This is a genomic window from Microvirga sp. 3-52 (assembly GCF_018383585.1).
Taxonomy (GTDB): domain Bacteria; phylum Pseudomonadota; class Alphaproteobacteria; order Rhizobiales; family Beijerinckiaceae; genus Microvirga.
In genome coordinates this window covers 1-26667 of the sequence record NZ_JAHAMK010000026.1, presented here as the reverse complement: position 1 = coordinate 26667, position 26667 = coordinate 1, and the positions used below count along the sequence as shown (strand labels likewise).

The following is a 26667-nucleotide window of genomic DNA, read 5'->3' as shown; positions in this document are numbered from 1 at the left end:
CGGCCACCGGGGATAACGCGGATCAGCAGATTCCCTTTCCGGTCCCGACTGTCGGGAATGACACGGAACGCCGGGATTCAGGTCCGCCCGACGCTGACATAGGTGAAACCGTGGTGGCGCATTTCCTCGGGCCGGTAGACGTTGCGCAGGTCCACCACCACCGGGGCGGCGAGCGTCGCCTTCAGGCGGGCGAGGTCCAGCGCCCGGAACGTGTCCCACTCGGTCACCAGCACCAGGGCGTCGGCACCCCGGGCGCAGTCATAGGCGTCCTTGGCGTAAGCCACGTCCGTCAGCACCGATCGGGCCGCCTGCATCCCCTCCGGGTCATAGGCCTTCACCCGGGCGCCCGCATCCTGCAGGGCCGTGATCACATCGATGGAGGGCGCATCGCGCATGTCGTCCGTGTTGGGCTTGAAGGTCAGCCCGAGCACCGCCACCGTCTTGCCCCGCACCGACCCGCCGCAAGCGGCGATCACCTTGCGGCCCATGGCGCGCTTGCGCTGGCTGTTGACCGCCGCCACCGTCTCGACGATGCGCATCGGCGCCTCGTAATCCTGCGCGGTCTTGATCAGGGCCAGCGTGTCCTTGGGGAAGCAGGAGCCGCCATAGCCCGGCCCGGCATGCAGGAACTTCGACCCGATGCGGTTGTCGAGCCCGATGCCGCGGGCCACGTCCTGCACGTTGGCGCCCACCTGCTCGCACAGATCGGCGATCTCGTTGATGAAGGTGATCTTGGTGGCCAGGAACGCGTTGGCCGCGTACTTCGTCAGCTCCGCCGTGCGCCGGGACATGGTGAGCAGGGGCGACTGGTTGAGGTAGAGCGGGCGGTAGAGCTCGGTCATCACGCCCGTGGCGCGCTCGTCCTCGGTGCCCACGACGATGCGGTCCGGGCGCTTGAAATCGGCAATCGCCGCGCCTTCGCGCAGGAATTCCGGGTTCGACACCACGGCGAACTCCGCATCAGACCGGGTTTCGCGGATGATGCGCTCCACCTCGTCGCCGGTGCCCACGGGCACGGTCGATTTGGTCACGATCACCGTGTAGCCGTCCATGGTGGCGGCGATGTCGCGGGCGGCCTGGTAGACGTAGGACAGATCGGCATGGCCGTCGCCGCGCCGCGACGGGGTGCCCACCGCGATGAAGACCGCTTGAGCGTTCCGGACCGCCTGCGACAGATCGGTCGTGAAGGTCAGGCGATCCTCGCGCACGTTCTTGGCCACGAGATCGTCCAGGCCCGGCTCGAAGATCGGGATGGCGCCCCGGTTGAGAGCCTCAATCTTGGCCGGATCCTTGTCGACGCAGCAGACCTCGTGGCCGAAATCCGCAAAGCAGGCGCCGGAGACCAGGCCCACATAGCCCGCTCCGATCATCGCGACACGCATCGAGAACTCCCTGATTGTCCGAAACTTGGGTTTAGTGTGGCCAGGGCTTCGCAGCAAGCTGTGGCGTCTGGCGATTTCGGGGCAGTTTTCCTGGCTATTGCAACAATGCCCCCTTTGACTTCTGGGACAAGTGCCTCCACAACTCCGCCGCTTTTTGAACGGGGCATTGATGGACAATCCTTTTCTTGTCGAGGTCACCCGCGGCAAACTGATCGAGTCGCGCCACAGGGGCAGCGTCTCGGTGGTTGATGCCGAGGGGGCCACGGTTCTGTCGATTGGAGATGTGGACCGGCGCGTTTTTCCGCGCTCCGCCGTGAAGGCGCTCCAGGCCATGCCGCTGGTCGAGAGCGGAATCGCGGACAAGTACGGCCTGACCGACGCGGAGATCGCGCTCGCCTGCGCGTCCCATTCGGGCGAGCCGGAACACGCGGCGACCGCCCAGGCCATGCTGACGAAGGCCGGACGGGATGTCGGCTGCCTCGAATGCGGCGTGCACTGGCCCATGGGCGAGGCCGCCAACCGGGCGCTGGCTGCAAGCGGCGGAAACCCGAGTGCCCTGCACAACAACTGCTCGGGCAAGCATGCGGGCTTCGTCTGCCTCGCCTGTGGCGTGGGGCATGACCCGAAGGGCTATGTGCTGGCGGACCATCCGGTGCAGCGAAGCGTGCGCGAGGCCCTGGAAGAGATCACCGGCGCCTGCCATACGGTGGAGAAGAGCGGCATCGACGGCTGCTCCATCCCGACCTATGCAATCCGTCTTCCCTCGCTCGCTTTCGGCTTTGCGCGGTTCGGCACCGGAAGCGGGCTGCCGGGTGACGGGAGGGCCGCTTCGGCCCGGATCCGCAAGGCCGTGGCGCGGCATCCCTTCATGGTCGCCGGCACCGGCCGTTTCGACACCAGGCTGATGGAGATCCTCGGCGAGCGCGCCTTCGTGAAGGTGGGGGCCGAAGGCGTCTACTGCGCGTCCCTGCCCGAACTCGGTTACGGCGTCGCCCTGAAGATCGAGGACGGCAATGCCCGCGCGGCCGAGGTCATGATGGCCGGGCTCGTCCTCCGTTTCCTCAACCTGGACACCGAGGAGCGTCGCGCTGTCGAAGCGCTGGCCCAGCCGGTGCTCAAGAACTGGAACGGGGTCGAGGTCGGACAGATCCGCGTCTCGGCGGAGATCAAGGGCGCGGCTTAGCGGATCCTGCTCGAATGGCAACGCGGTCGGCGCTTCACATGATGCGCTGATGACGAGTGCACACCGGAGCTTGGATCCAAATCAGCATATTCCCGAGCCCTCGTCCTGAGGGCCGCCGGAGGCGGCGTCTCGAAGGAGAGGGCGCCTCCAGAATGCGCTGGATCCTCCTTCGAGACGGTCGCTGCGCGACCTCCTCAGGATGAGGTCAGAGTTTGATCGGCAGTGGCTCACGGTCGCGGGTTCATCTGCTGGCGGGCATGGACGAGGTCGCCCGGTTGAAGGCCGTGGGCGCCGTGGAACGGCCGGTCGAGCACGCCGACCATGTAGACGACCAGGCCCACGAAGATCATGAGCACGCCGCCGAGAATGAAATGCGTCGTTCGCTTCAGGTCGAACAGCCACAGAATGAAGACGTTCAGGGCTGCGCCGACGATGACCACTGCCCAGATCACCCTTGGAATGCTGGTCCCGGCCGCCTGAATGCGCAGGCGGCGCTGCTCGACGAAATCCTCGAAGATCCGCAAGGCCGCCTGATGAATCAGGTCTTCACCTGAAGCGCGATCGGGCCTGAAGCGGAGGAGCTGACGACTCAATTGGTCGACAAGCAGCGTCCCGCGTGTCGAGGCCTGATTGCGCCGTTGGAAAGCCCAGCCCGGTCCCGTTTCTTCGTCGACATACTGGCGAAGATTGTCGGACAGGGATGTGCGGATCGGTTCGGGATAGCCGCTGAAGGTGCGGTAGAGGGCGATGATGCTGGACGCCTCGCGCCCCACCGCATCCTGCGCCTTGCCGTAATTCTCGAACACCGCGATGGAGAGCAGCGCCAGGAGCACGCCGTAATAGAGCGAGAAGGCATTCAGGAGCAGCCCCACGACCGTGTTCGGATCCCGCTCGTCCCGCAGCAGGCGCCCGACAGCGGGCTGCAGCAGGGCCGAGCCGATCAGGGTCGGCACCAGGAAGACGAGGCAGACGATCACTGCGCCCGTCACGATGGGAAATTGATGCAGCCTATCGATCACGACGCGGTTCGCTTCTTCGCGGCTGACGGTTGCTCACTGCAGAGTGAAGCGGATTTCAGGACGGAGATCAGGTGGAATTACGGATAGGCCCCTTCCACGTCATGGCCGGCCTTGTGCCGGCCATCCCGATCCGGTGAGGCGCGGCGCTCGTCCCATCGGAATCACCGGCACAACGCCGGTGATGACGAATGGATAGAGCTGCAGGCTAAATCCCCAGCAGATTCACGATCTCGCTCGCCCCGGCATTGGGCGACAGGGTACCGTCCGCGATGGCCTTCTCGATCTCGGGCACGCGCCGACGCAGGGCCGGATCGTGATGGAGGCGTTCGTGGAGGCGCTCATGAACGAGCGCCCACATCCATTTCGTGTCCTGCGCCCGGCGCTTGGCCATCAGCTCTCCTGTCGCCTCCAGGCGCCTGCGGTGATCCAGAACCTTGATCCAGAGTTCGTCGAGGCCTTGTCCGGTCAGGCCCGAGACCGTGAGCACGGGCGGTGTCCAGGTGGCCGAGGCGGGCGCCAGGATGTGCAGGGCAGCCTTGTACTCGGCGGCGGCGGCCTTCGCCTTCATGCCCGCATCGTCCGCCTTGTTGACGGCGATCATGTCGGCGAGCTCCAGGATGCCTTTCTTGATCCCCTGCAACTCGTCGCCCGCGCCGGGCAGCATGAGGACGAGGAAGAAGTCGGTCAGATCCGCGACGGCGGTTTCCGATTGGCCCACGCCCACGGTCTCGACCAGGATCACGTCGAAGCCGGCGGCCTCGCAGAGCAGCATCGTCTCGCGCGTCTTGGCCGCGACACCGCCGAGCGTGCCGGAGGACGGGGAGGGGCGGATGAAGGCATTAGGGTCGGCGGCAAGCCGCGCCATCCTGGTCTTGTCGCCGAGGATCGCCCCGCCGGTGCGCGTGGAGGAGGGATCCACCGCGAGCACGGCGACCTTGTGCCCCTTCTCGGTGAGCATGGAGCCCAGCATATCGATGGCGGTGGATTTGCCGACGCCGGGAACGCCGGTGATGCCGATGCGCACCGCATGGCCGGTGCGGGGCATCAGTTCCTGCAGAAGAGCGCGCGCGGCCTCGCGATGATCGGGGCGGCGCGATTCCATCAGGGTGATGGCGCGCGCGAGCGCGGCCCGGTCGCCTGCTGCGACGGCTTCAGCCGTGATGTCCGTTTTCCTGTGCGAGCCCCCGGTCATGGGAGAGCTTTAGCGCATCTGCGCCCGGCTTTCACCAGGTGATCGGGTCCATGCCGATTCGTCCCCAGGCGGGAATCTTGATGGCCGGGCGGCGCACGTCGATGCCGGCCACGAGGCCCATGAAGTCGACCTCGATGCCCTCGATCCAGCCGAGCGCGACGCCCGCATAGCCGCCGAGCGAGATCTGGATGCCGGTGCGGCTCGGGGTCAGGCCGATGATCTCCCGCCAGGGCTGCCAGTCCTTGCCCAGCGCCGTCGGCGGAAGCGCTGCGCCGAGTTCGGGGACCGAGCGCATCACATGGGCCACGAAGGTGTTCGAGTTCGGGCCGGGCCAGGCGTTGTAGGCGCCGAAGGTCTGATAGGGGTAGCTCGCCACCGCCTGGCGGACCTGCGGGATCAGGCGCTGTGCCGCCTCGCCCTCGATCACCACGACGGGATGCGGCGCATTGCCGAACCAGCGGCCGTCCGGCGCCCATCCGTTGGTGCGGACCGGGCTGCCCCAGCCGACCTTGTCGTAGCGGGTATAGGTGCCGGCCCCGGCCTCCTTCATGACCACCCAGGTGTGATGGGCGAAGATGCCGCGCCAACGGCCGACCCGCGCGGCATAGATCGCCACGATGGCCTGCGGCGCTTCGGACACGGCCGGCAGGAGCTTCGCGCTCGACCAGTCCGCCGCGCGCCAACTCGGCGCGACGTCGTCGCGCATCGCCCACCAGAGCGCATGAGCCCCTAGGGGAAGAACAAACAGGCCGACGATGACGAGGAAAACACGGGAAAGGAAAGCAAGCATCGTGCCAAGGTACGGAGGCTCCGCCGGAGCATCAAGGTGACATGCGGGCGCTCCCGTTCACCATTGGGTTACCGTATTTCCGCTCCGACGCGTCTTCATCGGGCCTCTGCCTTGCGCATGCCATGATCGGGGCCAAAACAGCACTGCCCCCATTGTCTCTTGAAACCAGGCCTCATGCTCCTCCCTGTTTCGCGCCTTGCTCTCGTGTGCCTTGCAAGCCTCGCCCTGTCCGGCTGCCTCGGAGAGGAATCGGCGCTCACCACCCCGGTCTCGTCGCAGGTCGGTCTCGCGCGGGATCCGAAGCTCCTCGTGGCGACCACGCGGCTCCCGGTCGGCGATCCGCCGAGGAAGCCCTGGTTCAGCAGCGAGCGCTCCGCAGACCTGGTCTTCGCGGAAGCGCGCCTGACGCCGCCGGCCGATTCCCTCCTCGGAACCCGCGGCTGGAGCATCTCGAAAGTCGAGAAGGTCGATCACGGCAACGCGGCCCAGGCCTTCGCTCAGGCGGCCTTCGGGCACAACCTGCTGCTCTACATCCACGGCTACAAGGAAAGCTTCGAGACGGCCGCGACCTCGACGATCGATCTTTCCGAGGGCATCAAGTTCGGCGGCGTGACGGGCCTGTTCACCTGGCCCTCCGCGGCTTCCACCTTCAGCTACGTGGCCGACCGCGAAAGCGCCATGTGGTCCCGCGACGCCCTGGAGGATCTGCTCACCGCCATCGCCAAGACCCCGAGCGGCGGGCGCATCCACATCGTGGCCCACAGCATGGGCACCCTGCTCACCCTCGAGACCCTTCGGATGCTGCGCGCCTCGGGCGGGGAGAACGCCATGGAGCGCATCGGCGCCGTGGTGCTGGCGGCCCCCGACATCGACATCGATCTTTTCGCCCGCGGCCTCGAGCGGCTGGGACCGGATGCGAAGAAGATCACCGTCATCAGCTCCACCAACGACCGGGCGCTCGCCGTCTCGAGCCGTCTCGCGGGCGGCATCATCCGGGCCGGAGCGGCGGACCGCGAGCGGCTGGAATCCCTCGGCGTGCGCGTGGCCGACGCCTCCGAATTCGGCGGCGGCATCATCAACCACGACCTGTTCCTGTCGAACAATGAAGTGCAGCAGGTGATCAAGCGGGCGATCGAGCGGTCGTAGTTCGACCACATCACCGACTGGCCAACTCTCCGGCCGTCGTCTCAACTGACCTCTCCTCGTCATCACCGGCCTCGTGCCGGTGATCCCGATTAGGAAAAGCATGTCGCTTCACAGAGCCGGGATGGCCGGGACGAGCCCGGCCATGACATCGAAAGGTGTTCGCGGAAAGCGAGGCGGCGTTACTCCGCCGCCTGTTTCGGCCCGTATCCCAGACGCCGGTTGAGATCGTCGATCAGGTTCACGGCCGCATCGGCGATCACGGTGCCGGGCGGGAAGATCGCCGAGGCGCCGGCCTGATGCAGCGCGTCGAAATCCTGCGGCGGGATCACGCCGCCGACCACGATCATGATGTCGTCGCGGCCGAACTTCGCGAGCTCGCCTTTCAGCTCCGGCACGAGCGTCAGATGGCCCGCCGCCAGCGACGACACGCCGATGATGTGCACGTCGTTCTCGATCGCCTGACGGGCCGCTTCCGCAGGCGTGGCGAAGAGCGGGCCGATATCGACGTCGAAGCCGAGATCGGCAAACGCCGAGGCGATCACCTTCTGGCCGCGGTCGTGCCCGTCCTGGCCCATCTTGGCGACGAGAATGCGCGGGCGCCGGCCGTCGTCATGCTCGAACTGCTCCACCAGAGCGCGGATCTTCTCGACCGCTGGCGACGCCATGCCGACCTCCCGTTTGTACACGCCCGAAATCGCCTTGATCTCGGCCCGATGACGGCCCCAGACCTTCTCCAACGCGTCGGAAATCTCGCCCACCGTCGCCTTGGCGCGCGCCGCCTTCACGGCGAGGTCGAGCAGGTTGCCCGCGCCGGCTGCCGCCTGCGACAGGGCGTTGAGAGCAGCCTCCACGTCGGCCTGGCTGCGCTCGGCCTTCAGACGCGCGAGCTTCTCGATCTGGCTCGCGCGCACGGCGGCGTTGTCGACCTTCAGGATGTCGATGGAAGCCTCGTCCGTCGACTTGAAGCAGTTCACGCCGACGATCTTCTGATGACCGGAATCGATGCGCGCCTGCGTGCGGGCGGCCGCCTCCTCGATCTTCAGCTTCGGAATGCCCGCCTCGATGGCCTTGGCCATGCCCCCCAGGCTCTCGACCTCCTGGATATGGGCCCAGGCCCTCTCGGCTAGCTCATAAGTGAGACGCTCGACGTAGTACGAGCCGCCCCACGGATCGATGATGCGGGTGGTGCCGCTCTCCTGCTGCAGGAAGAGCTGCGTGTTGCGGGCGATGCGGGCCGAGAAGTCGGTGGGCAGAGCGAGCGCCTCGTCGAGCGCGTTGGTGTGCAGGGACTGCGTGTGCCCTTGCGTGGCGGCCATCGCCTCGATGCAGGTGCGGGTGACGTTGTTGAACACGTCCTGCGCGGTGAGCGACCAGCCGGAGGTCTGGGAGTGCGTGCGCAGCGGCAGCGATTTCTCGGATTGCGGGTCGAAGCCCTTCACGAGCTTCGCCCAGAGAAGGCGCGCGGCGCGCATCTTGGCCACTTCCATGAAGAAGTTCATGCCCACCGCCCAGAAGAACGACAGGCGCGGGGCGAACTGGTCGATGGTCAGACCCGCGGCAATGCCCGCGCGGATGTACTCGACGCCGTCGGCGAGCGTATAGGCGAGCTCCAGATCCTGCGTCGCACCCGCCTCCTGCATGTGATAGCCGGAGATCGAGATCGAGTTGAACTTCGGCATGTTCGCCGAGGTATAGGCGAAGATGTCCGAGATGATGCGCATCGACCCTTTCGGCGGGTAGATGTAGGTGTTGCGCACCATGAACTCTTTCAGGATGTCGTTCTGGATCGTGCCCGAGAGCTTGTGCGGCGGCACGCCCTGTTCCTCGGCGGCCACGATGTAGAGCGCGAGCACCGGCAGCACCGCGCCGTTCATGGTCATCGACACGCTCATCTGGTCGAGCGGAATGCCGGCGAACAGCGTGCGCATGTCGTAGATGGAATCGATGGCGACGCCCGCCATGCCCACGTCGCCCGCCACGCGCGGATGATCGGAATCGTAGCCGCGGTGGGTCGCGAGATCGAAGGCGACCGAGAGGCCCTTCTGGCCCGCCGCGAGGTTGCGCCGGTAGAAGGCGTTGGAATCCTCGGCCGTGGAGAAGCCGGCATATTGGCGCACGGTCCAGGGCTGGTTCACGTACATGGTCGGATAGGGGCCGCGCAGGAACGGCGCGATGCCCGGCAAGGTGTCGAGGAAATCCAGCCCGGCGCGATCCTCGGCTCCATAAGCGGCCTTGACCGCGATGCCCTCCGGCGTCAGCCACGGCTCGGCCTGCTGCGGCGAGGAGGATGCCAGGGGAGCGTCGGCGAAGGCGACGCTCGGAAAGTCCGGGATGCTGGTCATGACCTTGGAACGGGTGCCCTTGACGGATGAAACAATATGAACGGCTTCATTTTAGGGCATCCGGCACCGGGATGCTATCGGCGCATGGTCGGAGAAGGTAGGCCGATGCTCCACCACGTCATCACCGGCCTCGTGCCGGTGATCCCGACCCGGGAGGCGCCGCGCTTCAATCAATCGGGATGGCCGGGACGCGCCCGGCCATGACATGGAACATCACCCCCGCTTCTCCGCGTTCCAATAGCCCGAACAGACCCGTCCGCCGGAGGTCGTCCAGGTGCCCCGGCCGGTGTTGCCCGTCAGGCGGCCGGAGACGCTGGCCCGGTCCTGGCCGCGCGAGATGCTGGCGGATACGGAGCCGTTCGGGCTGACCTGGCCGTTGACGTTGAAGTTCTCCGGGCCGCCGTAGCGGGCGCGGCCGTTCTGAACGACGACGGCATAGCGATAGGCCCGGTCGCAGGCGCCCCTCTCCGTGACGACTTCCACGCTCCAGTTGCCGTCGAACCGGTTGGCTTGCGCATGAGCTTGGGGCGCAAGAACGATGGCCGTCAGGGTTGCCGCGCCAAGCCAGGACATCACACCCATGAAACACTCCGAAACATCGAGGAATGGGCTGAACCAACGTGAGGTTTTCGGGCAGGTTCCTGCTGTGTCTTTCAGCTTTGCGTGAGCCGCGAAAAAGCCGCTGCACCGGCGGATGCAGCGGCTCTGGAATGTTGATGGACGGGACTGGAGCAGGCGTCGCCGGTGGGCCTCCGAACCATCCGGCACCCGAAGAACCGGGAGGAGGCTCAAAGCTTCAGGCGCAGGCCTCGTCGAGAGCCTGGCTCAGGACCTCGAGGGTGTCGCACCCGGCATAGATGAAAGTGGTGACGCCTGCGCGGGTCAGCTCCGCTTCACGCTCACCCGGCCGCCCCGCAAGGCAGACGAGCGGCGATCCGGCCGAGCGCAGGATTCCCGCGGCATCAAGCGCGTGCTTCTCGTAGATCTCGTCGGTCGAGCAGATGCAGGACAGCTTGGCCTTGCTTTCGATATAGGCTTGCCGGAGCTTGTCGTTGTCTGAAAACCCATCGGTCATGACGGCTTCGATTCCGCCCGCCTCGAAGAAATTCTTGGCGAAGGTGGCGCGGGCCGAAAAGGCCGAGATCGGACCGAGATTGGCCAGGAAGACCTTGGGGCGTTCTCCGGTCCTGGCCCGATAGGCATCCGAACGATCGCGCAGGCGCTCGAAGGGCTCGGCCGTGCGGATCGACGGCAGAGGTGCGATCGAGACCGGCGAGGGGCCGGAAGCCGTGCCGGCGAGTTGCGGCAGGCTCGCACCCTGCACGGCCATCTGGACGAGAGCGGCGAAAGGGGTCTCTGCCGCCGCGACCAGCTCTCCTCCCCCTTGTAGCGAGGAGGTGGAGGAGGGGGTGTGAGCGCCACGCTGGTCCAGTTCAGCGCCGTCAGCCCCAACCCTGGCCTCTCCCCACATGGGGGAGGGGAAAAGGACCGCCACATCCGCCTCATGGACGTTCGGGAACTCGCTCGTGCCGGTGATCGGCTCCCTGCGGGTGGCCACGGCCTTCTCCCGCCGGGCCCGGACCGTGGCGATCCGACCCTGGAGCTTGTCGCCTTTCAGGCTCTCCAGAATGCCGCCCTCGCGCTCGATCTCCTGGAACAGTCCCCAGGCCTTTTCGCAGAGAGCATCGGTGAGTGCCTCGAATCCGCCCGCACCGGCGGCCGGATCGACCACGCGGGCGAGGTTCGATTCGTCGAGGAGGATCACTTGCGTGTTGCGCGCGATCCTGCGGGCGAAGGCGTCGGGCAGACCGAGGGCCGCCGTGAGGGGGAGCGTCGTGATCGCATCCGCCCCGCCGATCCCGGCCGAGAAGACCGCGACCGTGGTGCGCAGCATGTTGACCCACGGGTCGCGCCGGGTGGTCGTGCGCCAGGCGGTTTCCGCATGCAGGCGGATCGGCCTCGGCTCCAGGCCGCAGGCCTGCTCGACCCGCGCCCAGAGGCGCCGCAGGGCACGCAGCTTCGCCACGGTGAGGAACTCGTCGGCATCGGCCACGAGCAGGAACGAAAGCGCCCGGCGCGCGGCATCGAGCGAATGGCCCTGGGCCTCAAGCGCGCGCAGGGTGCCGATGCCTGTGGCGAGCACGGCAGCCAGTTCCTGCGCCTCGCTGGCGCCGGCCTCGTGATAGACCCGTCCATCGGCCAGGAAGGTGCGGCCGGCAAAGCCCTGATCCGTCAGATTCGCGAGCGTGTCGCCCATGCGCCGGGCCATGGCGTCCCACGAGGCGGACATGTGCCCCTGCGCGGCCATGGCGCCGATGGGGTCGAGGCCGAGATCGAGGGAGACGTCGGAGAGCCTGTGGGCGCGCCGCTCGGCCAGAGCCAGCACCAGCGCGGCGATCTGGCGGCCATGGCCACCGGCGTCGAGGCGCAGGTGGATGAGATCGAGCATCACGCCGGAGAGCGCCCGGTCGAGATCGTCGAGGCTGTCGATCCGCACGCCGAAGCCGCGGGCGGCGGGCGCCTTGTGGGTCACGAGGGTGAGCGCATCGGCGCCGCCTTCGAGATCGAGCAGGGCGAGTTCGTTGGCCTTGGAGGGATCGGGATGGTCGACCCGCTGCGACACACGCCAGCGGCCGGCCTGCTCGCGGGCAACCGGCGCGGACCCTTCCGCCTTCGGATAGAGCGGCTGGATGGCGATGCCGTCATGGCTGCGGGACACGAGCTTCTTCTGGAAGTCCGCGCCCTTCAGCACGCCTTCGACCCGCTTGAGCCATTGCTCGTGGGTGGCTGGCGGAAAATCGGCCGCGAGAGAGAGATCGTCCATGGGCATTCCCATTCGGGCAGGGCATTGAGATTGCGCCGGACAATACCGGGATGGGGATGCCGTGGGAATGCCCCAAAGGACGGGGATTGCGCAGGCCTGCCGTCATGTCTCCGCCGTCATGGCCGTCCCGATTGTGTGGAGCGCGGCGCTCCACACAATCGGGATCACCGGGAGAAGCCCGGTGATGACGTGGAGGAGGTGATGACGTGGAGGGAGGAGTGAAAGGCTGCGCCTCATCCGGCGTCGTCCATCATCCCGTCGTACCCTGCCTCGTCATGGCCGGGCTTGACCCGGCCATCCCGATGCTGAGAGGCGCCGTGCCTTTCAGCATCGGGATCACCTGCGTGGCCGGCGGTGCCCGATTTGTCCCTTAAACGAACTGCGACAGGCCGGGGATCGAGCCCATGATGGTGCCCATCGTGTCCTCGCCGGCCTTCTCGCGGCCATAGGCGAAGAGCTCCTTGCCCAGGGGCTGCATCTGGCCCATGGACACGCCGGCACCCATGAGCTGGCCGCCCAGTGCCATCACGCCGCCGCCCATCGAGCCGATCATGCCCATCATGCCGCCGCCGGCGCCGGTCTTGGCCTGCTCGATGGCGTCCTCGGCACCCGGCAGGGCCGCGATCAGCTGGTTGACCTCGGTCTGCGGTCCCTCTTTCTGGAGGTAGCCCAGAATGATGCCGATGGCCTTCCGGGCGGTCGCCTGGTCGAGGCCGGTCTTCTGCGTCACGCGGGCGATGAGTTCGTCCATCTGATTCTCCTGATACTGGTACGGGGGCGATAGTTCACGACTAAACTGTTAAATCAAGAAACCCGAGAGTGGAAACTCGCCACAAGCCGTCTAAGATCCTTAGCGCGTCGTGCGGAAAAGTGGATCCGGTTTTCGCGCAGAACGATGCGCTTATCGAAGAGGAGAGCATCGGATTGATCCCGAGAGTGCGATTCGCTTTTGGGCCCGATGCTCTGGATCACGATGCTCGAAGACGGGAAGATCTTCATCGGCAAAAGCACCAAGCCGGAATATCTGGACCTGAGGCTCGCCAACCGCCATGGCCTGGTGACCGGCGCCACGGGTACGGGCAAGACCGTCTCGCTCCAGGTGCTCGCGGAAGGATTCTCCAACGCGGGCGTCCCGGTCTTCGCCGCCGACATCAAGGGCGATCTCTCCGGCATGGCGGCTCCCGGCAACGGCAAGGAGCCTCTGGTGAAACGCGCCAAGGAGATCGGCATCGAATACGTGCCGGACACGTTCCCGGTGGTGTTCTGGGACCTGTTCGGCGAGCAGGGCCACCGTGTGCGGGCGACGATATCCGAGATGGGGCCGCTGCTTCTCTCGCGCCTCCTCGATCTCAACGATACGCAGGAGGGCGTTCTCAATATCGCTTTCCGGATCGCCGACGAGCAAGGATTGCTGCTGCTCGATCTGAAGGATCTGCGGGCGCTGCTCCAGCTCATCTCCGACAATGCGAGCCAACTCACCACGACCTACGGCAACGTGTCAAAGGCCACCATCGGGACGATCCAGCGCCAGCTTCTCGTTCTCGAGAACCAGCAGGGCGACGAGTTCCTCGGCGAGCCGGCGCTCGACATCAAGGACCTGATGCGCACGGATCGCGACGGACGCGGCGTCGTCAACATCCTGGCGGCGGACAAGCTCATGAGCAATCCGCGCCTCTACGCCACCTTCCTCCTGTGGCTGATGTCCGAATTGTTCGAGGAACTGCCGGAAGTCGGCGATGTCGATCAGCCCAAGCTCGTCTTCTTCTTCGACGAAGCGCACCTTCTCTTCAACGATGCCCCGAAGGCGCTCGTCGAGACCGTGGAGCGCGTGGTCCGCCTCATCCGTTCGAAAGGCGTCGGCGTTTACTTCATCACGCAGAACCCGGTCGACGTGCCCGAGAGCATCCTGGCGCAGCTCGGCAACCGGGTGCAGCATGGGCTTCGCGCCTATACCCCGCGCGAGCAGAAGGCCGTGCGCGTGGCGGCGCAGACCTTCCGCCAGAACCCAGCCTTCGCCACGGAGAAGGCCATCACCGAACTCGGCGTCGGCGAGGCCCTGGTCTCGACCCTGGAAGGGAAGGGGGTGCCCTCCATGGTGGAGCGCACGCTGATCGCGCCGCCCATGGCGCAGGTCGGGCCGATCGAGTTGTCCGAGCGCCAGCGGATCGTGGCGTCCAGCCCGATGCGGGGCAAATACGACCAGCCGGTCGATCCGGAATCCGCCTACGAGATGCTCGCCAAGCGCGCCGAGCAGGCGGCCGCCGAAGCGAAGGCGGCCGAAGGCGGAGGAGGCATTCTGGACATGCTCGGCGGTCTCTTCGGCACGACGGGCCAGCGCAAGGGATCGATGACGGCGACGCAGCGGGTGACCCGCGAGGTCACCCGCACGATCGTCAACCAGACGGTGGGCGGCCTGGCGGCCGAGATCGGCAGAACCATCGGTGGCCGCCAGGGCAGCTCCATCGGACGCGCCATCGTGCGCGGAACCCTGGGCGGTCTCCTGCGGCGGTAAGGCAAAAATGTCACAATGTCACAAATTGAGGAGGTGCCCGGTAAGGGAACGTTGAGGTTTTGCAGTGTAATTATGTAAGGAATCGGCAGGCGTATCTGCGTAAACCGAGTCCCGTTGCCCGATGTTCCTCAGGTTTTTCCACTCCTTCGTCCTGGCCGGCCGGGCCGGACACCCATCCCGCTTGATCGCGAGTTCACTCGGGGTCCTTGCTCTCTGTGGCGGGTTGGCGTTCTGGGCTGGAACCAAGCAGTCGAGGGGGCTCAGTTCCGAAACCTATGCGGAGCAGCGGCTCCCGCAGATCAACACCCATCTGGACGAGGTCCGGAAGGGTTTCATCTTTCTCGCTGGCGACTCCCACGTCGAACTGTTCAATGAAACCTACCGTCTGTGCGGCCGCGAGATCGTGAATGGCGGCATCAGCGGCGCAAAGTCCGATCTCTACAGGGATCTCGCTTCAAGGCTCGAGTTCCATTCCCGCCCGGAGGCGATCGTGCTGACGATCGGCACGAACAACCTGACCCGGAAAAGAAATCCGCTCGCGCCGGCATCACAGAACGCCTACGAGCGCGACGTCTCGCAGATTGTCGCCACCTTCCGGAAGGTGGCGCCCCGCGTGATCGTTACGGCCGTTCCACCGGTCAGCTCCTTCAAGGACGGTTTCGAGATCCCGGCCGTTGCGGCCTATTCGGAGATGCTCCGCGATCTGTGCGCCCGCGAGGGATGCGAATTTGTCGATCCGTACGACTCCGCCCGTGAGCGCGATCGAAGCACCGCTCAGCCCGGTACGATGCGGGACGGGGTGCACATGGCTTCGTACCGCGCCGTCCAGGCACGGCTCGGCGCCTTGCTGTGTCCCGTGGGCATCCTGGAGCCCGCGCCCGTGAAAGCAGCGGAGGCCTTGCAATAAGCCAGGATCGGGAGCATGGAATCGGCAGCTTGTCTCAAGTGAGTTGCATTCTCCCATGTCCCATCTCGACCAGGTTCTTCAGCGCATCGACGCCGATCTCGACACTTCCTTGGAGCGGCTGTTCCATTGGCTGAAAGTGCCGTCCATCTCCACCGACCCGACCTACAAGGATCATTGCCGCATTGCCGGGCAATGGCTCGTCGACGAGCTGAAGAGCATCGGGGTCGAGGCCTCCCTGCGCGAGACGGGCGGGCATCCGGTGGTGCTCGGCCGTGCCGGCCACGAGGGGAAGCTGCATGTGCTCTTCTACGGGCATTACGACGTGCAGCCCGTCGATCCGCTCGAACTCTGGGAAACGCCCCCCTTCGAGCCGCGCATCATCACGCTCGCCGATGGCCGCAAGGCCATCAGCGCGCGCGGCTCTTCCGACGACAAGGGGCAGGTGATGACCTTCGTCGAGGCCTGCCGCGCCTGGAAGGCCGTGACGGGTTCGCTGCCGATCGACATCACGTTCCTTGTCGAGGGCGCGGAAGAGGACGGCTCCAAGTTCCTGCCCGAATTCATCGCGGCCAACAAGGACGAGCTGAAGGCCGATGTGGCTCTCGTCTGCGACACGGGCATGTGGGATCAGGACACGCCCGCCATCACGTCCTCTCTGCGCGGCATGGTCTACGAGGAAGTGATCGTGCGCTGCGCGGACCGCGATCTGCACTCGGGCACCTTCGGCGGCGCGGCCCGCAACCCGATCCATGTGCTCTCGAAGATCGTCGCGGCCATTCACGACGACAACGGGCGGATCACGGTTCCGGATTTCTACGAGGGCGTGCCGGAAACGCCGACGCAGGTTCTCGAGCAGTGGAAGAACCTCAATCTCACGGAGGAGGAATTCCTCGGCCAGATCGGCCTGAGGCATTCCGCCGGCGAGAAGGGACGCATGCTGATCGAGCAGATCCAGTCGCGCCCCACCTGCGACGTGAACGGCATCATCGGCGGCTATACGGGCGAGGGCACCAAGACGGTGATTGCGGCTGAGGCCCGCTGCAAGATCTCCTTCCGTCTCGTCGGCGATCAGGATCCGGAAAGGATCTCCGAGAATTTCCAGGCCTTCGTGCGCGAGCGCATTCCCGCCGATTGCTCGGTGGAATTCATCAGGCACAAGGGCTCGCGCGCCTTGGCCCTGCCGCACGACTTCCCGGCGATCACGGCGGCGAAATCGGCGCTCCACGACGAATGGCAGAAGGATCCCATCGTCATCGGCATGGGCGGTTCGATTCCGGTCGGCGGCGACTTCAAGCGCACCCTCGGCCTCGACACCCTCTTCGTCGGCTTCGGTCTCGACGACGACCGCATCCACTCGCCGAACGAGAAATACGATCTCAAGAGCTTCCACAAAGGCACGCGCTCCTGGGCGCGGATCCTGGCGGCATTGGCGAAGTGAATTGTCTTACATTCGGTGCTCCGCACACGTCATCACCAGCCTCGTGCCGGTGATCTCGCTTCGGTGGAGCGCAACGCGCTTCTGATCGGATGGCCGGGACAGGCCCGGCCATGACGACGGTTCACACCAACTCTCCGAGCGACCTGACCACCGCGCTTGGCGCGAGCTCCGCATATTCGTCCGGCAGGCCCGCCCGATTCACCCATACGGGATGGAAGCCGAATGCGGCGGCGCCCGCGATGTCCCAGCGGTTCGAGGAGACGAAGACGACTTCACTCGCGGCGACGGGCAAAGCCTGGAGAACGAGTTCATAAGTGCGGGGGCTCGTCTTGAACACCCGCACGGCATCGACCGACAGAATCGTATCGAGATCATCGGCTAGTCCTGCCGATGACACCGCCGCGTTCAGCATGCCCGGATCGCCATTCGACAAAATTCCGGTCATGAGACCGAGTGCCCGCAGGGCGCGCAATGTCTCCCGCACATCAGGATAGGCATCGAGGGTGCGATAGGCCTCCAGCAGGCGCGGTCCGACCGAACGGTCGATCTGCGGGAACCGGGCAAAAGCATGGTCGAGCGCCTTCTCGGTCAGGGTCCAGAAGGGCTCGTATCGGCCGGCGAGCGACAGCACCCAGGAATATTCGAGCTGCTTCGCGCGCCAGACCTCGGAGAAGCGCGCCGCGTCCGGTCCGATGTCGGTCATGTGGCGGGCGACGGCCGCGTGCACGTCGAACAGAGTGCCATAGGCGTCGAAGACGACGGCTTTGGCAGAGACCGGGATGACGGCTGAGGCGGGCATTCGGCAAGGTTCGCACCGACAGGGATCGATGGCAATCCGGCCAATGATCAGCACTCCGGATGGAATCCATCACAAGTCTTTATGCCCCGATGGTCGAAGGAACGATTGACGGGTGAGGCTGAAGGGGATTCGATGCGACAGGCTTTCTGACCTAAGAGGATCGAGACAAGTGGCTTGGCATTCGCAGACCTGGAACTGGTTCAACGGCGCATGGCATGAGGGCAATCCGCCCTTGATCGGGCCGCGCTCCCATGTCTCCTGGCTCGGCTCGTCCGTGTTCGACGGCGCACGGGTGTTCGAGGGCGTCGCGCCCGATCTCGACCGGCATTGCGAGCGCGTGAACCGCTCGGCCCCCACCATCGGCCTCAAGCCCACCATGGATGTCGGGACCATGCTCGATCTGGTTCGCGAGGGCGTGAAGAAGTTCGCTCCGGGGACGGCGCTCTACGTGAAGCCCATGTACTGGGGCGAGGCCGAGGGCCTGGCCACCATCGCGCCGGATCCGGAATCGACCCAGTTCTGCCTGTCCGTCTTCGAGGCGCCGATGCCGGTGCCGGGCGGGCTCTCGGTCATGAAGTCGAGCTTCCGCCGCCCGACCCTCGAATCCATGCCGACCGACGCCAAGGCCGGCGCGCTCTACCCCAACAATGCCCGGGTGATCCGCGAGGCGAAGGAGAAGGGGTTCGACAACGCGCTCGTGTGCGATGCGCTCGGCAACGTGGCCGAAACCGGGACATCCAATGTGTTCATGGCCAAGGGCGGTGTGGTCTATACGCCGTATCCGAACGGCACGTTCCTGAACGGCATCACCCGCCAGCGTGTGATCCAGCTCCTGCGCGACGACGGCGCCGAGGTGGTCGAGGGAACGCTGCGCTACGAGGATTTCGCCAGCGCCGACGAGATCTTCATCTCGGGCAACTATTCCAAGGTCATGCCGGTGCTGCGCATCGACAGCCGCGATCTGCAGCCCGGCCCGTTCTATCGCCGGGCGCGCGAGCTCTACTGGGCCTTCGCCCATGACAAGGGGATCCTCAAGGCCGCCTGAGGCCTGCCCGGCACGCAGGGCGAGACGCCTGAGGAAAAGACAATGGGCGCGGGCGGCTTTCGAAAGCCGCCCGCGCCCATCTTATTCGGATCGCGCTCTGAGACTCAGGCAGCCTTGACGCCGGACAGGAAGGTTTCGACCTCGCGGCCGAGATCGCTGGAGTGCCGGGCGAGTTCCTCGGCGACGCTCAGCACCTGGGAGGCGGCGGCGCCGTTTTCCTGGGCGGCCTGCTGCACGCCCACGATGTTGCCGGTCACCTGCTCCGTGCCGCGCGCCGCCTCCTGGACGTTGCGGGCGATCTCGGCGGTGGCCGCACCCTGCTCCTCCATGGCCGCCGCGATCGAGGTCGAGATCTGGCTCATCTCGGTGATCGTGCGGGCGATCTCCTGGATCGCCGCCACCGTCTGCTGCGTCGCCTGCTGCACCGAGCCGATCTGGGCCGAGATCTCCTCGGTGGCCTTGGCCGTCTGGGTGGCCAGGTCCTTGACCTCGGTGGCCACCACGGCAAAGCCCTTGCCGGCCTCGCCGGCGCGCGCCGCCTCGATGGTGGCGTTGAGCGCCAACAGGTTGGTCTGGCCCGCGATGGTGTTGATCAGCTGCACCACATTGCCGATCTTCTCGGCGCTGGCGGCGAGGTCCTGCACCGTGGCGCTGGTGCGCTGGGTCCCGGCCACGGCCCGTTCCGCCACCTGCGAGGACTGGCTCACCTGGCTGGCGATCTCACGGATCGAGATCGACAGCTCCTCGGTGGCGGCCGCCACCGTCTGCACGTTCGAGGAGGTCTGCTGGGCGGCGGATGAGACGGTCACCAGCTGATCGGCGGCCTGCTCCACGCCGGCCGTCATGGTCTGGGCCGTGGCCTCCATCTCGGTGGCTGCCGCGGACAGCCCCTGGGTCAGGGCCGACACCGTGGCGTCGAAGCGCTTCGTGAGCTGGTCCAGAACCTCAGCCCGGCGCATGCGGGCGTCCGCTTCCAGGGCGGCCGCTTCATCCGCCTGCTTCTTGGCGATCAGCTCATCCTTGAACACCTGCAGCACCCGGGCGAGCATTCCGATCTCGTCGCCCTTGTGGGCATCCGTCACCTGGACCGCCAGGTTGCCGCCGGCCAGGTCCTGCATCTGCCCGGTGATGCGGGTCAACGGCCGGGAGACGCCTGCAACGACCGACCAGCCCCCCATGACAAGGGCGACCACGCTCAAGGCCACGATAGCCATGAACGCGATGCTGATCGTCGAGAACAGGCTGTTCGCCGAGTCGGCGCGCGCCTTGGCCGATTCGAGCTGAATGTTCACGAGTTTTCCGACGGCTTCGGACACAGGGTCGATGGCGGCATAGAGATCCGTCATCGTGAAGAAGGTCAGGCTGACCTTGTCTTCCGCCTTCAGAAACTCCACGAGCTTTTCGATCGCAATGTCGGCATTCTTCATGAGTTCCTGAGCATCCTCGGCGGCCTTCAGCTCGCCCGGATCGTCGATCATCGATTTGTACGCGGCCCAGTGCTTGGCGATGTCGGCCTTCGCGATCTCGACGCCCTTCAGGGCATCGGCCCATCCCAGATTGTCATTGCGCACCTTGTGGGAGGTATCGACGATGTTCACCGCATACAGATCGGCGACGACCTTCAGGTCCCGCAATGGGACGATGCGATCCACATAGATCCTGTCGATGGAATCGTGCATGGACTGGGTGCCGAACCAGCCCCCACCGACGGCAGAGACGATCAGCAGCGCCAGTACACCGAAATTGAGAAACAGCTTGGTCCGAATGGACCAGGATCGAAGCGAGAAAGACACCGTTTTTGCCCCATGAGAATTCTATGCCCTTGCAGGAAAGTATTTCAGGAATTGTGAAACATCGGGTTAACCGTGTTCGCACTATTGAGGGGTTGGATTTTGGCGGACTTATTGCAATTTGATCGCGAAGTTGAACGCTGAAGTCTGATCTTCCTCTGCGATAGGAGTCTGGCTGAACGAACGCCTCTCGCCACGACGCTGTCTTTGCCACCGTCTCATCTCATCCTGCCTCTACCGCCGTCATGGTCGGCCTTGTGCCGGCCATCCCGATTGGAAGACACCGTGCCTTTTCGGACCGAGATCACCGGCACGAGGCCGGTGATGACGTGGAGGGTGTCACCCCCTCCAGCAACGCTTCAGTGGCGAGTGACACCGAGACCTCCAACAAACTTGTGATCGCCCGGTGAGGCCGTCTCCCCCACGGAATGCCCTAAATGGCTCCAGCATTGTGCCCAACGCTGGAGCCTTCGATGCGCCTTGTCCTGAAAAGCCTTGTGGCCCTTGGCCTCCTGACGGCTCCGGCCTTCGCGGAGTCCGTCGACCTGGAACTGGTCTTCGCGGCCGACGGCTCCGGCTCCATCGACGATGCGGAACTGCGCCTCCAGCGCCAGGGCTGGGCCGATGCGCTCGTGAGCCCCGATGTGCTCAACGGCATCAAGGATGGGTCCATCGGCGCCATTGCCGTTGCCTACATGGAATGGGGCGGGCCGAGCTCCCAGGTTCTCATCGTCGACTGGCACGTGCTCCGCGACGAGGCGAGCGCCAGGGTCTTCGCCGACAAACTCATGAGCGCGCCGCGCGGAGCCTATGGCTACAACTCCATCTCCAACGCCATCGACTTTTCCGTTCGCCTCGTCGAGACCAACGCTCATGAAGGCACCCGCAAGGTCATCGACGTGTCGGGCGACGGCCCGAACATGAACGGCCGGTCGCTCGAGCAGGCGAGGGCGGATGCGCTTGCCAAGGGTTTCACCATCAACGCCCTGGCGATCCGCCGTCCCGGCAGCGGACGCCCGGGCGGGCCCGGCGGGATGTCGCTGGAGGATTACTATGGCCAGAGCGTCATCGGGGGCCCCGGTTCCTTCGTCGAGATCGCCGACGAGATGCGGCCCTTCGCGGTCGCCGCTCGCCGCAAGCTCCTGACGGAAATCGCCGGGACCGGCGGGGCAACCCGCCACGCCGGCCGGTAACCGATGTTCGGTCCCAGAAGACATTCCCGACCGGAATGCTAGACTGGCCGCCATGGCGAATCTCGAAGACTGGATCATCGAACAAGGCCTGCGGGGAACGGATGTCGGCTCGTTGCTCTCAGGCTTTGCCGAGCAGCTGGTGGCGGAGGGGATGCCGCTGGTCCGGGTCTATCTCGCCCTGCCGACCGTCAATCCGACGATCCGCGTCTACACCCATGTCTGGACCCGCTCGGCCGGCCTGATGGTCGAGGGCGTCTCCCATGAGCGCAATGAACGTGCGTTCGACCGGAGCCCCTTCAACCACATGATGCAAACCGGGCAGACGAGCTGCTACTGGCGTATCGACGATCCGACGGCCCAGCAGTTCGACGTGTTCGAGGATGTCAGGCGCGAGGGCGGGGCTGATTATCTGGCGCGCCTCTTCAGCTTCGACAACACGAGCGCCCCGGACCTCCGGGGCATCGGGATCTCTTTCTCCAGCAGCCGTCCCGAAGGGCTCCAGCCGGAGCAGATCGCAGGGATCGACGGGCTTCTGCCCCTGTTGGGCCTGGCTGCTTATCGCATGACGCTGTTCGACCTCACGGTTGCGATGCTCGACACCTATGTGGGGCTGTCGGCCGGAAGACGGGTCCTGAGCGGCGAGATCCGGCGCGGGTTCGGCACGACCGTGACGGCGGCGCTCCTGTTCGCGGATCTGCGCGGCTTCACCAGTCTGGCGGACACCGCCGGCATGGACCTGATCGCCCGGCTCGACCAGCATCTCGAGGCCATGGCGGATCCGGTGGCGGAGCATGGCGGCGAGGTGCTCAAGTTCATGGGAGACGGCGTCCTGGCGGCGTTTCCGATCACCGAGGAACGTTCCCGCGAGAGCGCCTGCGCGGCCGCGATACGGGCTGCGCGAACGGCGCTCGACCGCAACGATGCCGTCAACCGCCTCCGTGCCGGCGAGACGCCGCTCAGCCTCGACATCGCACTCCATTGCGGGGATGTGTTCTACGGCAATATCGGCGCGGCCGGGCGCCTCGACTTCACGGTGATCGGCCCCGCGGTCAACGAGGTCAGCCGCATGGAGGCGCTGTGCAGCAGCCTCGACTGTTCCGTCGTCCTGTCCGACAGCGTGGCCTCGGCGAGCCCGGTCCCCGTCCGCTCCCTCGGCCGGCACCGGCTCCGGGGCATCGCGACGGAACGGGAGCTCTTCACCTTCGCGTCCGTCAGCGTCTGGACAGCCTGACGCCCAGCACCTTGAGGCCCGCGAGAAGCATGCCGCCATAGATCAGGGCGCCGGCAGCGCCGAGACCCGCGAGCAGGGTTTCGTTGCGCCAGGCGGGGAGGGCGGCGGTCCATTCCGTGAGAGGCACGGGCGCGAACCAGGCAAAGGCGGCGAGCGGCAGGCTTGCGGCGGCCACCGCAGCCGAGGTGCGGCCGAGGGTGCCGCTCGGATCCATCCAGCCCCGGCGCATGGCGAGGAGCACCAGGAGGCCGAGATTGACCCAGATGCCGATGGCGGTGGCGAGCGACAGGCCGACGACCCCGTAGGGGCCGGTCAGGATGAGTTTCAGGGCCACGTTGACGGCCACCGCGCTGAGCGAGGCGATGAGCGGCGTCACCGTGTCGGAGCGCGAATAGAAGCTCGCCACGGCCGAGCGGATGAGCACGGCGGCGGGGAGTCCGACGGCATAGGCCGCGAGCACCGCGCCGGAGCGCTGGGCTGCGGCCGCATCGAAGGCGCCGCGCTGGAACAGGGCCGACATGATGAGATCCGGCATGGTCAGGAAGGCCACGACGAACGGTGCCGCGAGGGCCAGCGTCAGCCCCACGGCCCGGTTCTGGGCCCCATGGGCTGCCGCAACATCGCCCGCGGCGATCCGGCGGCTCATTTCGGGGAGCAGCACCGTACCGGCCGCGATGCCGATCACCCCGAGAGGCAGCTGATAGATCCGATCGGCATAATAGAGCGAGGCCACAGCGCCGGTGGGGAGGAAGGAGGCGATGATCGTGTCGGCGAACATGGCGAGCTGCACGCCCGCCGAGCCGATCACGGCCGGTCCCAGGGTCTTAAAGAACCGCTTCATGGCCGGATCGAGGCGCGGCGCCTCGACGCCGGGCGCAACGCCCAGGCGCCTGGCCGAGACCCAGACCAGCAGCAGTTCGAGAACGCCCGCAACCGTGACGCCCCAGGCTGCCGCATAGCCGGCATTGGGAAACAGGAAGGCCACCGCCAGAGCGGCCACGATGGAGACGTTGAGCAGGACGGGGGCCGCGGCGGCGGCGGCAAACCGCTCGTGGGCGTTGAGGATGGCCGACAGGATCGTCACCAGGGTGACGAAAAGCAGATAGGGGAAGGTGATGCGGGTCAGCGTCACCGCCAGGTCGAACTTTGCCGGATCCTCCGAGAAGCCGGGGGCGAGCAGCGTCACCACCGCCGGCATCGCGGAGAGCGCCAGCGCGAGGAGCGCGACCTGCACGATCAGCATCAGGGTGCTGATGCGGCTGGCGAACGAGCGTGCGGGAGTGGCGCCCTCCGTCTCCAGGACCCGCGCATAGGTGGGCAGGAACGCGCTGTTGAAGGCGCCCTCGCTGAAGATGGCCCGGAAATGGTTCGGGATGCGAGACGCGACCACGAAGGCATCGGCGATGGGGCCGACACCCATGACGGCTGCCAGCACCACGTCGCGGATGAAGCCGGTCAGACGCGAGACGAGCGTCCAGCCGCCGACGGAGAGGATTTTTCGGAACATCGCTGTCAGGCCCGGCGCATGCGATAATTGTCGGGAACGAGGCCGTTCGATACCTCCGCAGCGCCACCGATGCGCTCGGCGACGACGTAGAGCGGCCGTCGCTTCACCTCGGCGAAGATGCGGCCGACATATTCGCCGACGACGCCAAGCGACATGAGCTGGATGCCGGAGAAGAACATGATCGACACGATCAGGCTCGGGAAGCCCGGGAGATCGGTGCCGAACAGGAGGGTGCGGATCACGAAGAACACGGCGGTGGCGATCGACAGGATCGAGATCAGGAAGCCGATATAGGTCCAGATCCGCAGCGGAACCGTCGAGAAGGCCGCGATGCCGTCGAAAGCGAAGCGGAAGAGCGTCCTGAAGCTCCATTTCGAGGCGCCGAACTGGCGCTCCTCCACCACGAAGGGCACGCCGGTCGCCTTGAAGCCGATCCAGGCATAGAGGCCTTTCGAGAAGCGGGCCTTCTCGCCGAGGGTCCGCAGCACCTCGACGCCCTTGCGGTCGATGAGGCGGAAATCGCCCGCGCCCTCGGGCAGACCGATTTCGCCGAAGCGGGAGAAGAGCCGATAGAACAGATGGGCGAAGCCGCGCTTGACGCGGGTTTCGTCGGAGCGGTCCGTGCGCTGGCCGTAGACCATCAGGTAGCCCTCACGCCAGCGCTCCACGAAGGTCTCGATCATCTCCGGCGGATGCTGCAGGTCGGCGTCCATGATCACCACCGCGTCGCCCTGGGCATGGTCAAGCCCCGCCGCGATGGCGATTTCCTTGCCGAAGTTGCGGCTGAAGGAGACGGCCCCGATGCGAGGCTCGGAGCGGCTGATCTCCTTGATCCTGTCCAAGGTCTCGTCTCGGCTGCCGTCGTCGACGAAGACCACCTCCCAGACCGATGTGATCCGGTTGAGGACGGGGAGCAGGCGCTCGCACAGGGGGGCGATGTTCACGCTCTCGTTGTGCACGGGGATGATGACGCTGAGCTGAGGCGACGCCACTGCAAAGGACCCTTGATTGTCGGGCTGCATCAAGAGCCGAGTTTGCGCCTTTGCTCAAGAGCATTAGGCTGCGGCAAAGCCGATTTTTAAGGACATGCATGAGCTTCTCTCGTAGCGTAATCCTCTGTGCCGACGATTTCGGCCTTGCCGCTGGGGTAAGCCGGGGCATCGTGGAACTGGCCGAGATGGGCCGTCTGTCGGCTACCGGAGCGATGAGCAACATGCCCGGCTGGCGCCGGGCGGCGCCGGCTCTGATCCCCCTGAGGGATCGGATCGCCGTCGGGTTGCACCTCAACTTCACCGTGGGCTCGCCCCTGGGACCGATGCCGGGACTGGCGCCTTCGGGGACATTTCCAGCCTTGAAGGACCTGCTGCCGAAGGCTTTGAAGCGGCAATTGCCCGATACCGAAATCGCCGAGGAAATCGGCCGCCAGATCGATGCCTTCGAGGAGACCTTCGGCGACACCCCCGCTTTCGTCGACGGCCACCAGCACGTCCATGTCCTGCCGGCGATCAGGCCGGCCCTGATCCAGGCGCTGCAGGCGAGGGGCTATGCGGGCCGCGTGTGGCTGCGCGACCCCTCGGACAAAGCCACGGCGATCCTGCGCCGCCCCGTCGGGCGCAACAAGGCGCTGATCGTCAAATCCCTGGCCCGCGGCTTTGCTCGAAGCGCCCATGCGGCGGGCTTCCGGACGAACAAGGGCTTCTCGGGCTTCGCCCCGCTCGATCTCTCGGTTCTGGCGGCTCGCATCTTCGAGGAGGCGTTCTCGAAACTTGGAGCCCGGCCCCTCGTCATGTGCCACCCGGGCTATGTCGATGACGAGCTGCGCGCCCTCGACCCGGCGCTGGACAGCCGGGTGGCGGAGTTGAATTATCTGAAATCGGAGGCTTTTCGCGCGTTGCTGGAGGAGCGGGGATTGAGGCTTGTCCCGGCACCGTTGCCGTGAGCCGCTCGACCGCTGCGGTTCGCACCGTCATTCCGTGCGCCGTAGGCGAGCCCGATCCGAAGGACCGCGCGAAGGCGTGGAAATCCATGATCACGACGGTTCCGAAGAGTGCGCGACGCTCACCGCCTCATTCTGCAACGTTGCGATGATGGATCCCGGGGGCGCTCACGCGGCCCCTGAATGACAGCAAGTGCATCCCTCGGGGGTGATGGCCGGGCTTGACCCGGCCATCCCGATGCTGAGAGGCGCTGTGCCTTTCCGATCGGGATCACCGGCGCAGGGCCGGTGATGACGTGGAGGGCGTGGTCAGGCCTGGGGACAATGTTCTCACTTTGTTCTTGACACTGTGTTGCACACAAGCTAGAGAGTTGCCTTAGATCGGTTCCTGACGAGGGGCGCGCTCGAGGCGTCGCAGCGTGGGAGCCGGC

Annotated in this window: 21 protein-coding genes; 9 read left to right on the top strand and 12 right to left on the bottom strand. The window is 66.0% G+C overall.

What is annotated here, in order from left to right:
- Positions 1–77 precede the first annotated feature (77 nt).
- Positions 78–1382: a UDP-glucose/GDP-mannose dehydrogenase family protein gene (locus KHP60_RS18025; RefSeq protein WP_213565719.1), complete on the bottom strand. Its 1305-nt coding sequence runs from the start codon at positions 1380–1382 to the stop codon at positions 78–80.
- A 169-nt stretch (positions 1383–1551) separates the two neighbouring features.
- On the opposite strand from KHP60_RS18025, the gene KHP60_RS18020 reads away from it, so the two are divergent.
- On the top strand, positions 1552–2565 hold the full coding sequence (locus KHP60_RS18020) for an asparaginase (protein WP_213565718.1): 1014 nt from the start codon (positions 1552–1554) through the stop codon (positions 2563–2565).
- A gap of 227 nt (positions 2566–2792) precedes the next feature.
- On the opposite strand, the gene KHP60_RS18015 is transcribed toward KHP60_RS18020, so the two are convergent.
- The 3 genes from KHP60_RS18015 to KHP60_RS18005 all read right to left on the bottom strand — a co-directional run bounded on the left by KHP60_RS18015 (position 2793) and on the right by KHP60_RS18005 (position 5566).
- On the bottom strand, positions 2793–3584 hold the full coding sequence (locus tag KHP60_RS18015; RefSeq protein WP_213565717.1) for a DUF4239 domain-containing protein: 792 nt from the start codon (positions 3582–3584) through the stop codon (positions 2793–2795).
- 205 nt (positions 3585–3789) lie between these two features.
- Complete coding sequence (gene meaB, locus KHP60_RS18010) at positions 3790–4776, bottom strand: methylmalonyl Co-A mutase-associated GTPase MeaB (protein ID WP_213565716.1); 987 nt, start codon at positions 4774–4776, stop codon at positions 3790–3792.
- Between the two features lie 31 nt (positions 4777–4807).
- Entirely contained in the window at positions 4808–5566 is a 759-nt protein-coding gene (locus KHP60_RS18005) for a DUF3750 domain-containing protein (RefSeq protein WP_213565715.1), read from the bottom strand.
- Between the two features lie 174 nt (positions 5567–5740).
- Between KHP60_RS18005 and KHP60_RS18000 the strand changes: the two genes are divergently transcribed.
- Positions 5741–6712, top strand: coding sequence for an alpha/beta hydrolase (locus KHP60_RS18000; RefSeq protein WP_213565714.1), 972 nt, complete (start codon positions 5741–5743; stop codon positions 6710–6712).
- A 179-nt stretch (positions 6713–6891) separates the two neighbouring features.
- On the opposite strand, the gene scpA is transcribed toward KHP60_RS18000, so the two are convergent.
- The 4 genes from scpA to KHP60_RS17980 all read right to left on the bottom strand — a co-directional run bounded on the left by scpA (position 6892) and on the right by KHP60_RS17980 (position 12629).
- Complete coding sequence (gene scpA, locus KHP60_RS17995) at positions 6892–9054, bottom strand: methylmalonyl-CoA mutase (RefSeq protein WP_213565713.1); 2163 nt, start codon at positions 9052–9054, stop codon at positions 6892–6894.
- Positions 9055–9267: 213 nt separating this feature from the next.
- Positions 9268–9636: a hypothetical protein gene (locus KHP60_RS17990; RefSeq protein ID WP_213565712.1), complete on the bottom strand. Its 369-nt coding sequence runs from the start codon at positions 9634–9636 to the stop codon at positions 9268–9270.
- 214 nt (positions 9637–9850) lie between these two features.
- Positions 9851–11878 carry a methylmalonyl-CoA mutase family protein gene (locus tag KHP60_RS17985; protein ID WP_213565711.1) on the bottom strand — a complete coding sequence of 676 codons (2028 nt, stop codon included), beginning with the start codon at positions 11876–11878 and terminating at the stop codon, positions 9851–9853.
- A 370-nt stretch (positions 11879–12248) separates the two neighbouring features.
- Entirely contained in the window at positions 12249–12629 is a 381-nt protein-coding gene (locus KHP60_RS17980; RefSeq protein ID WP_213565710.1) for a DUF2267 domain-containing protein, read from the bottom strand.
- A 222-nt stretch (positions 12630–12851) separates the two neighbouring features.
- Here KHP60_RS17980 and KHP60_RS17975 point away from each other — a divergent pair, with 222 nt between their 5' ends.
- From KHP60_RS17975 to KHP60_RS17965, 3 genes are all read left to right on the top strand, one after another.
- Positions 12852–14390, top strand: coding sequence for a helicase HerA-like domain-containing protein (locus tag KHP60_RS17975; protein WP_213565709.1), 1539 nt, complete (start codon positions 12852–12854; stop codon positions 14388–14390).
- Positions 14391–14571: 181 nt separating this feature from the next.
- A complete protein-coding gene (locus KHP60_RS17970; RefSeq protein ID WP_213565708.1) occupies positions 14572–15297 on the top strand; it encodes an SGNH/GDSL hydrolase family protein in 726 nt (241 codons plus the stop codon).
- 55 nt (positions 15298–15352) lie between these two features.
- Positions 15353–16735, top strand: a complete 1383-nt coding sequence (locus KHP60_RS17965; RefSeq protein ID WP_213565707.1) for a M20/M25/M40 family metallo-hydrolase — start codon at positions 15353–15355, stop codon at positions 16733–16735.
- 121 nt (positions 16736–16856) lie between these two features.
- Here KHP60_RS17965 and KHP60_RS17960 read toward each other — a convergent pair whose 3' ends face one another.
- A complete protein-coding gene (locus KHP60_RS17960; protein WP_213565706.1) occupies positions 16857–17534 on the bottom strand; it encodes a haloacid dehalogenase type II in 678 nt (225 codons plus the stop codon).
- 169 nt (positions 17535–17703) lie between these two features.
- Between KHP60_RS17960 and KHP60_RS17955 the strand changes: the two genes are divergently transcribed.
- Positions 17704–18579: a branched-chain amino acid aminotransferase gene (locus KHP60_RS17955; RefSeq protein WP_213565705.1), complete on the top strand. Its 876-nt coding sequence runs from the start codon at positions 17704–17706 to the stop codon at positions 18577–18579.
- A 104-nt stretch (positions 18580–18683) separates the two neighbouring features.
- Here the strand turns inward: KHP60_RS17955 and KHP60_RS25715 are convergent, their stop codons facing one another.
- Positions 18684–20372, bottom strand: a complete 1689-nt coding sequence (locus KHP60_RS25715) for a methyl-accepting chemotaxis protein (RefSeq protein ID WP_213565704.1) — start codon at positions 20370–20372, stop codon at positions 18684–18686.
- Between the two features lie 470 nt (positions 20373–20842).
- Between KHP60_RS25715 and KHP60_RS17945 the strand changes: the two genes are divergently transcribed.
- Positions 20843–21562 (top strand): DUF1194 domain-containing protein, encoded by a 720-nt coding sequence (locus KHP60_RS17945; protein ID WP_213565703.1) that lies wholly within the window; start codon positions 20843–20845, stop codon positions 21560–21562.
- 52 nt (positions 21563–21614) lie between these two features.
- Entirely contained in the window at positions 21615–22793 is a 1179-nt protein-coding gene (locus tag KHP60_RS17940) for an adenylate/guanylate cyclase domain-containing protein (RefSeq protein WP_213565702.1), read from the top strand.
- Here KHP60_RS17940 and murJ read toward each other — a convergent pair.
- Positions 22774–24300 (bottom strand): murein biosynthesis integral membrane protein MurJ, encoded by a 1527-nt coding sequence (gene murJ / locus KHP60_RS17935; protein ID WP_213565701.1) that lies wholly within the window; start codon positions 24298–24300, stop codon positions 22774–22776. The genes KHP60_RS17940 and murJ overlap by 20 nt on opposite strands.
- A gap of 5 nt (positions 24301–24305) precedes the next feature.
- Complete coding sequence (locus KHP60_RS17930) at positions 24306–25292, bottom strand: glycosyltransferase family 2 protein (protein ID WP_311925165.1); 987 nt, start codon at positions 25290–25292, stop codon at positions 24306–24308.
- A gap of 98 nt (positions 25293–25390) precedes the next feature.
- Here KHP60_RS17930 and KHP60_RS17925 point away from each other — a divergent pair, with 98 nt between their 5' ends.
- Entirely contained in the window at positions 25391–26239 is an 849-nt protein-coding gene (locus KHP60_RS17925; RefSeq protein ID WP_213565699.1) for a ChbG/HpnK family deacetylase, read from the top strand.
- The last annotated feature ends 428 nt before the right edge of the window (positions 26240–26667 follow it).

Bases quoted from the DNA above. Each gene is read 5' to 3' on its own strand.
- KHP60_RS18005 (WP_213565715.1), bottom strand. From the start codon at position 5,566: ATGCTTGCTTTCCTTTCCCGTGTTTTCCTCGTCATCGTCGGCCTGTTT.
- KHP60_RS18000 (WP_213565714.1), top strand. From the start codon at position 5,741: ATGCTCCTCCCTGTTTCGCGCCTTGCTCTCGTGTGCCTTGCAAGCCTC.
- KHP60_RS17990 (WP_213565712.1), bottom strand. From the start codon at position 9,636: ATGGGTGTGATGTCCTGGCTTGGCGCGGCAACCCTGACGGCCATCGTT.
- meaB (WP_213565716.1), bottom strand. From the start codon at position 4,776: ATGACCGGGGGCTCGCACAGGAAAACGGACATCACGGCTGAAGCCGTC.
- scpA (WP_213565713.1), bottom strand. From the start codon at position 9,054: ATGACCAGCATCCCGGACTTTCCGAGCGTCGCCTTCGCCGACGCTCCC.
- KHP60_RS18025 (WP_213565719.1), bottom strand. From the start codon at position 1,382: ATGCGTGTCGCGATGATCGGAGCGGGCTATGTGGGCCTGGTCTCCGGC.
- murJ (WP_213565701.1), bottom strand. From the start codon at position 24,300: ATGTTCCGAAAAATCCTCTCCGTCGGCGGCTGGACGCTCGTCTCGCGT.
- KHP60_RS17940 (WP_213565702.1), top strand. From the start codon at position 21,615: ATGGCGAATCTCGAAGACTGGATCATCGAACAAGGCCTGCGGGGAACG.
- KHP60_RS18020 (WP_213565718.1), top strand. From the start codon at position 1,552: ATGGACAATCCTTTTCTTGTCGAGGTCACCCGCGGCAAACTGATCGAG.
- KHP60_RS17965 (WP_213565707.1), top strand. From the start codon at position 15,353: ATGTCCCATCTCGACCAGGTTCTTCAGCGCATCGACGCCGATCTCGAC.
- KHP60_RS17980 (WP_213565710.1), bottom strand. From the start codon at position 12,629: ATGGACGAACTCATCGCCCGCGTGACGCAGAAGACCGGCCTCGACCAG.
- KHP60_RS17925 (WP_213565699.1), top strand. From the start codon at position 25,391: ATGAGCTTCTCTCGTAGCGTAATCCTCTGTGCCGACGATTTCGGCCTT.
- KHP60_RS17985 (WP_213565711.1), bottom strand. From the start codon at position 11,878: ATGGACGATCTCTCTCTCGCGGCCGATTTTCCGCCAGCCACCCACGAG.
- KHP60_RS17960 (WP_213565706.1), bottom strand. From the start codon at position 17,534: ATGCCCGCCTCAGCCGTCATCCCGGTCTCTGCCAAAGCCGTCGTCTTC.
- KHP60_RS17975 (WP_213565709.1), top strand. From the start codon at position 12,852: ATGCTCGAAGACGGGAAGATCTTCATCGGCAAAAGCACCAAGCCGGAA.
- KHP60_RS17945 (WP_213565703.1), top strand. From the start codon at position 20,843: ATGCGCCTTGTCCTGAAAAGCCTTGTGGCCCTTGGCCTCCTGACGGCT.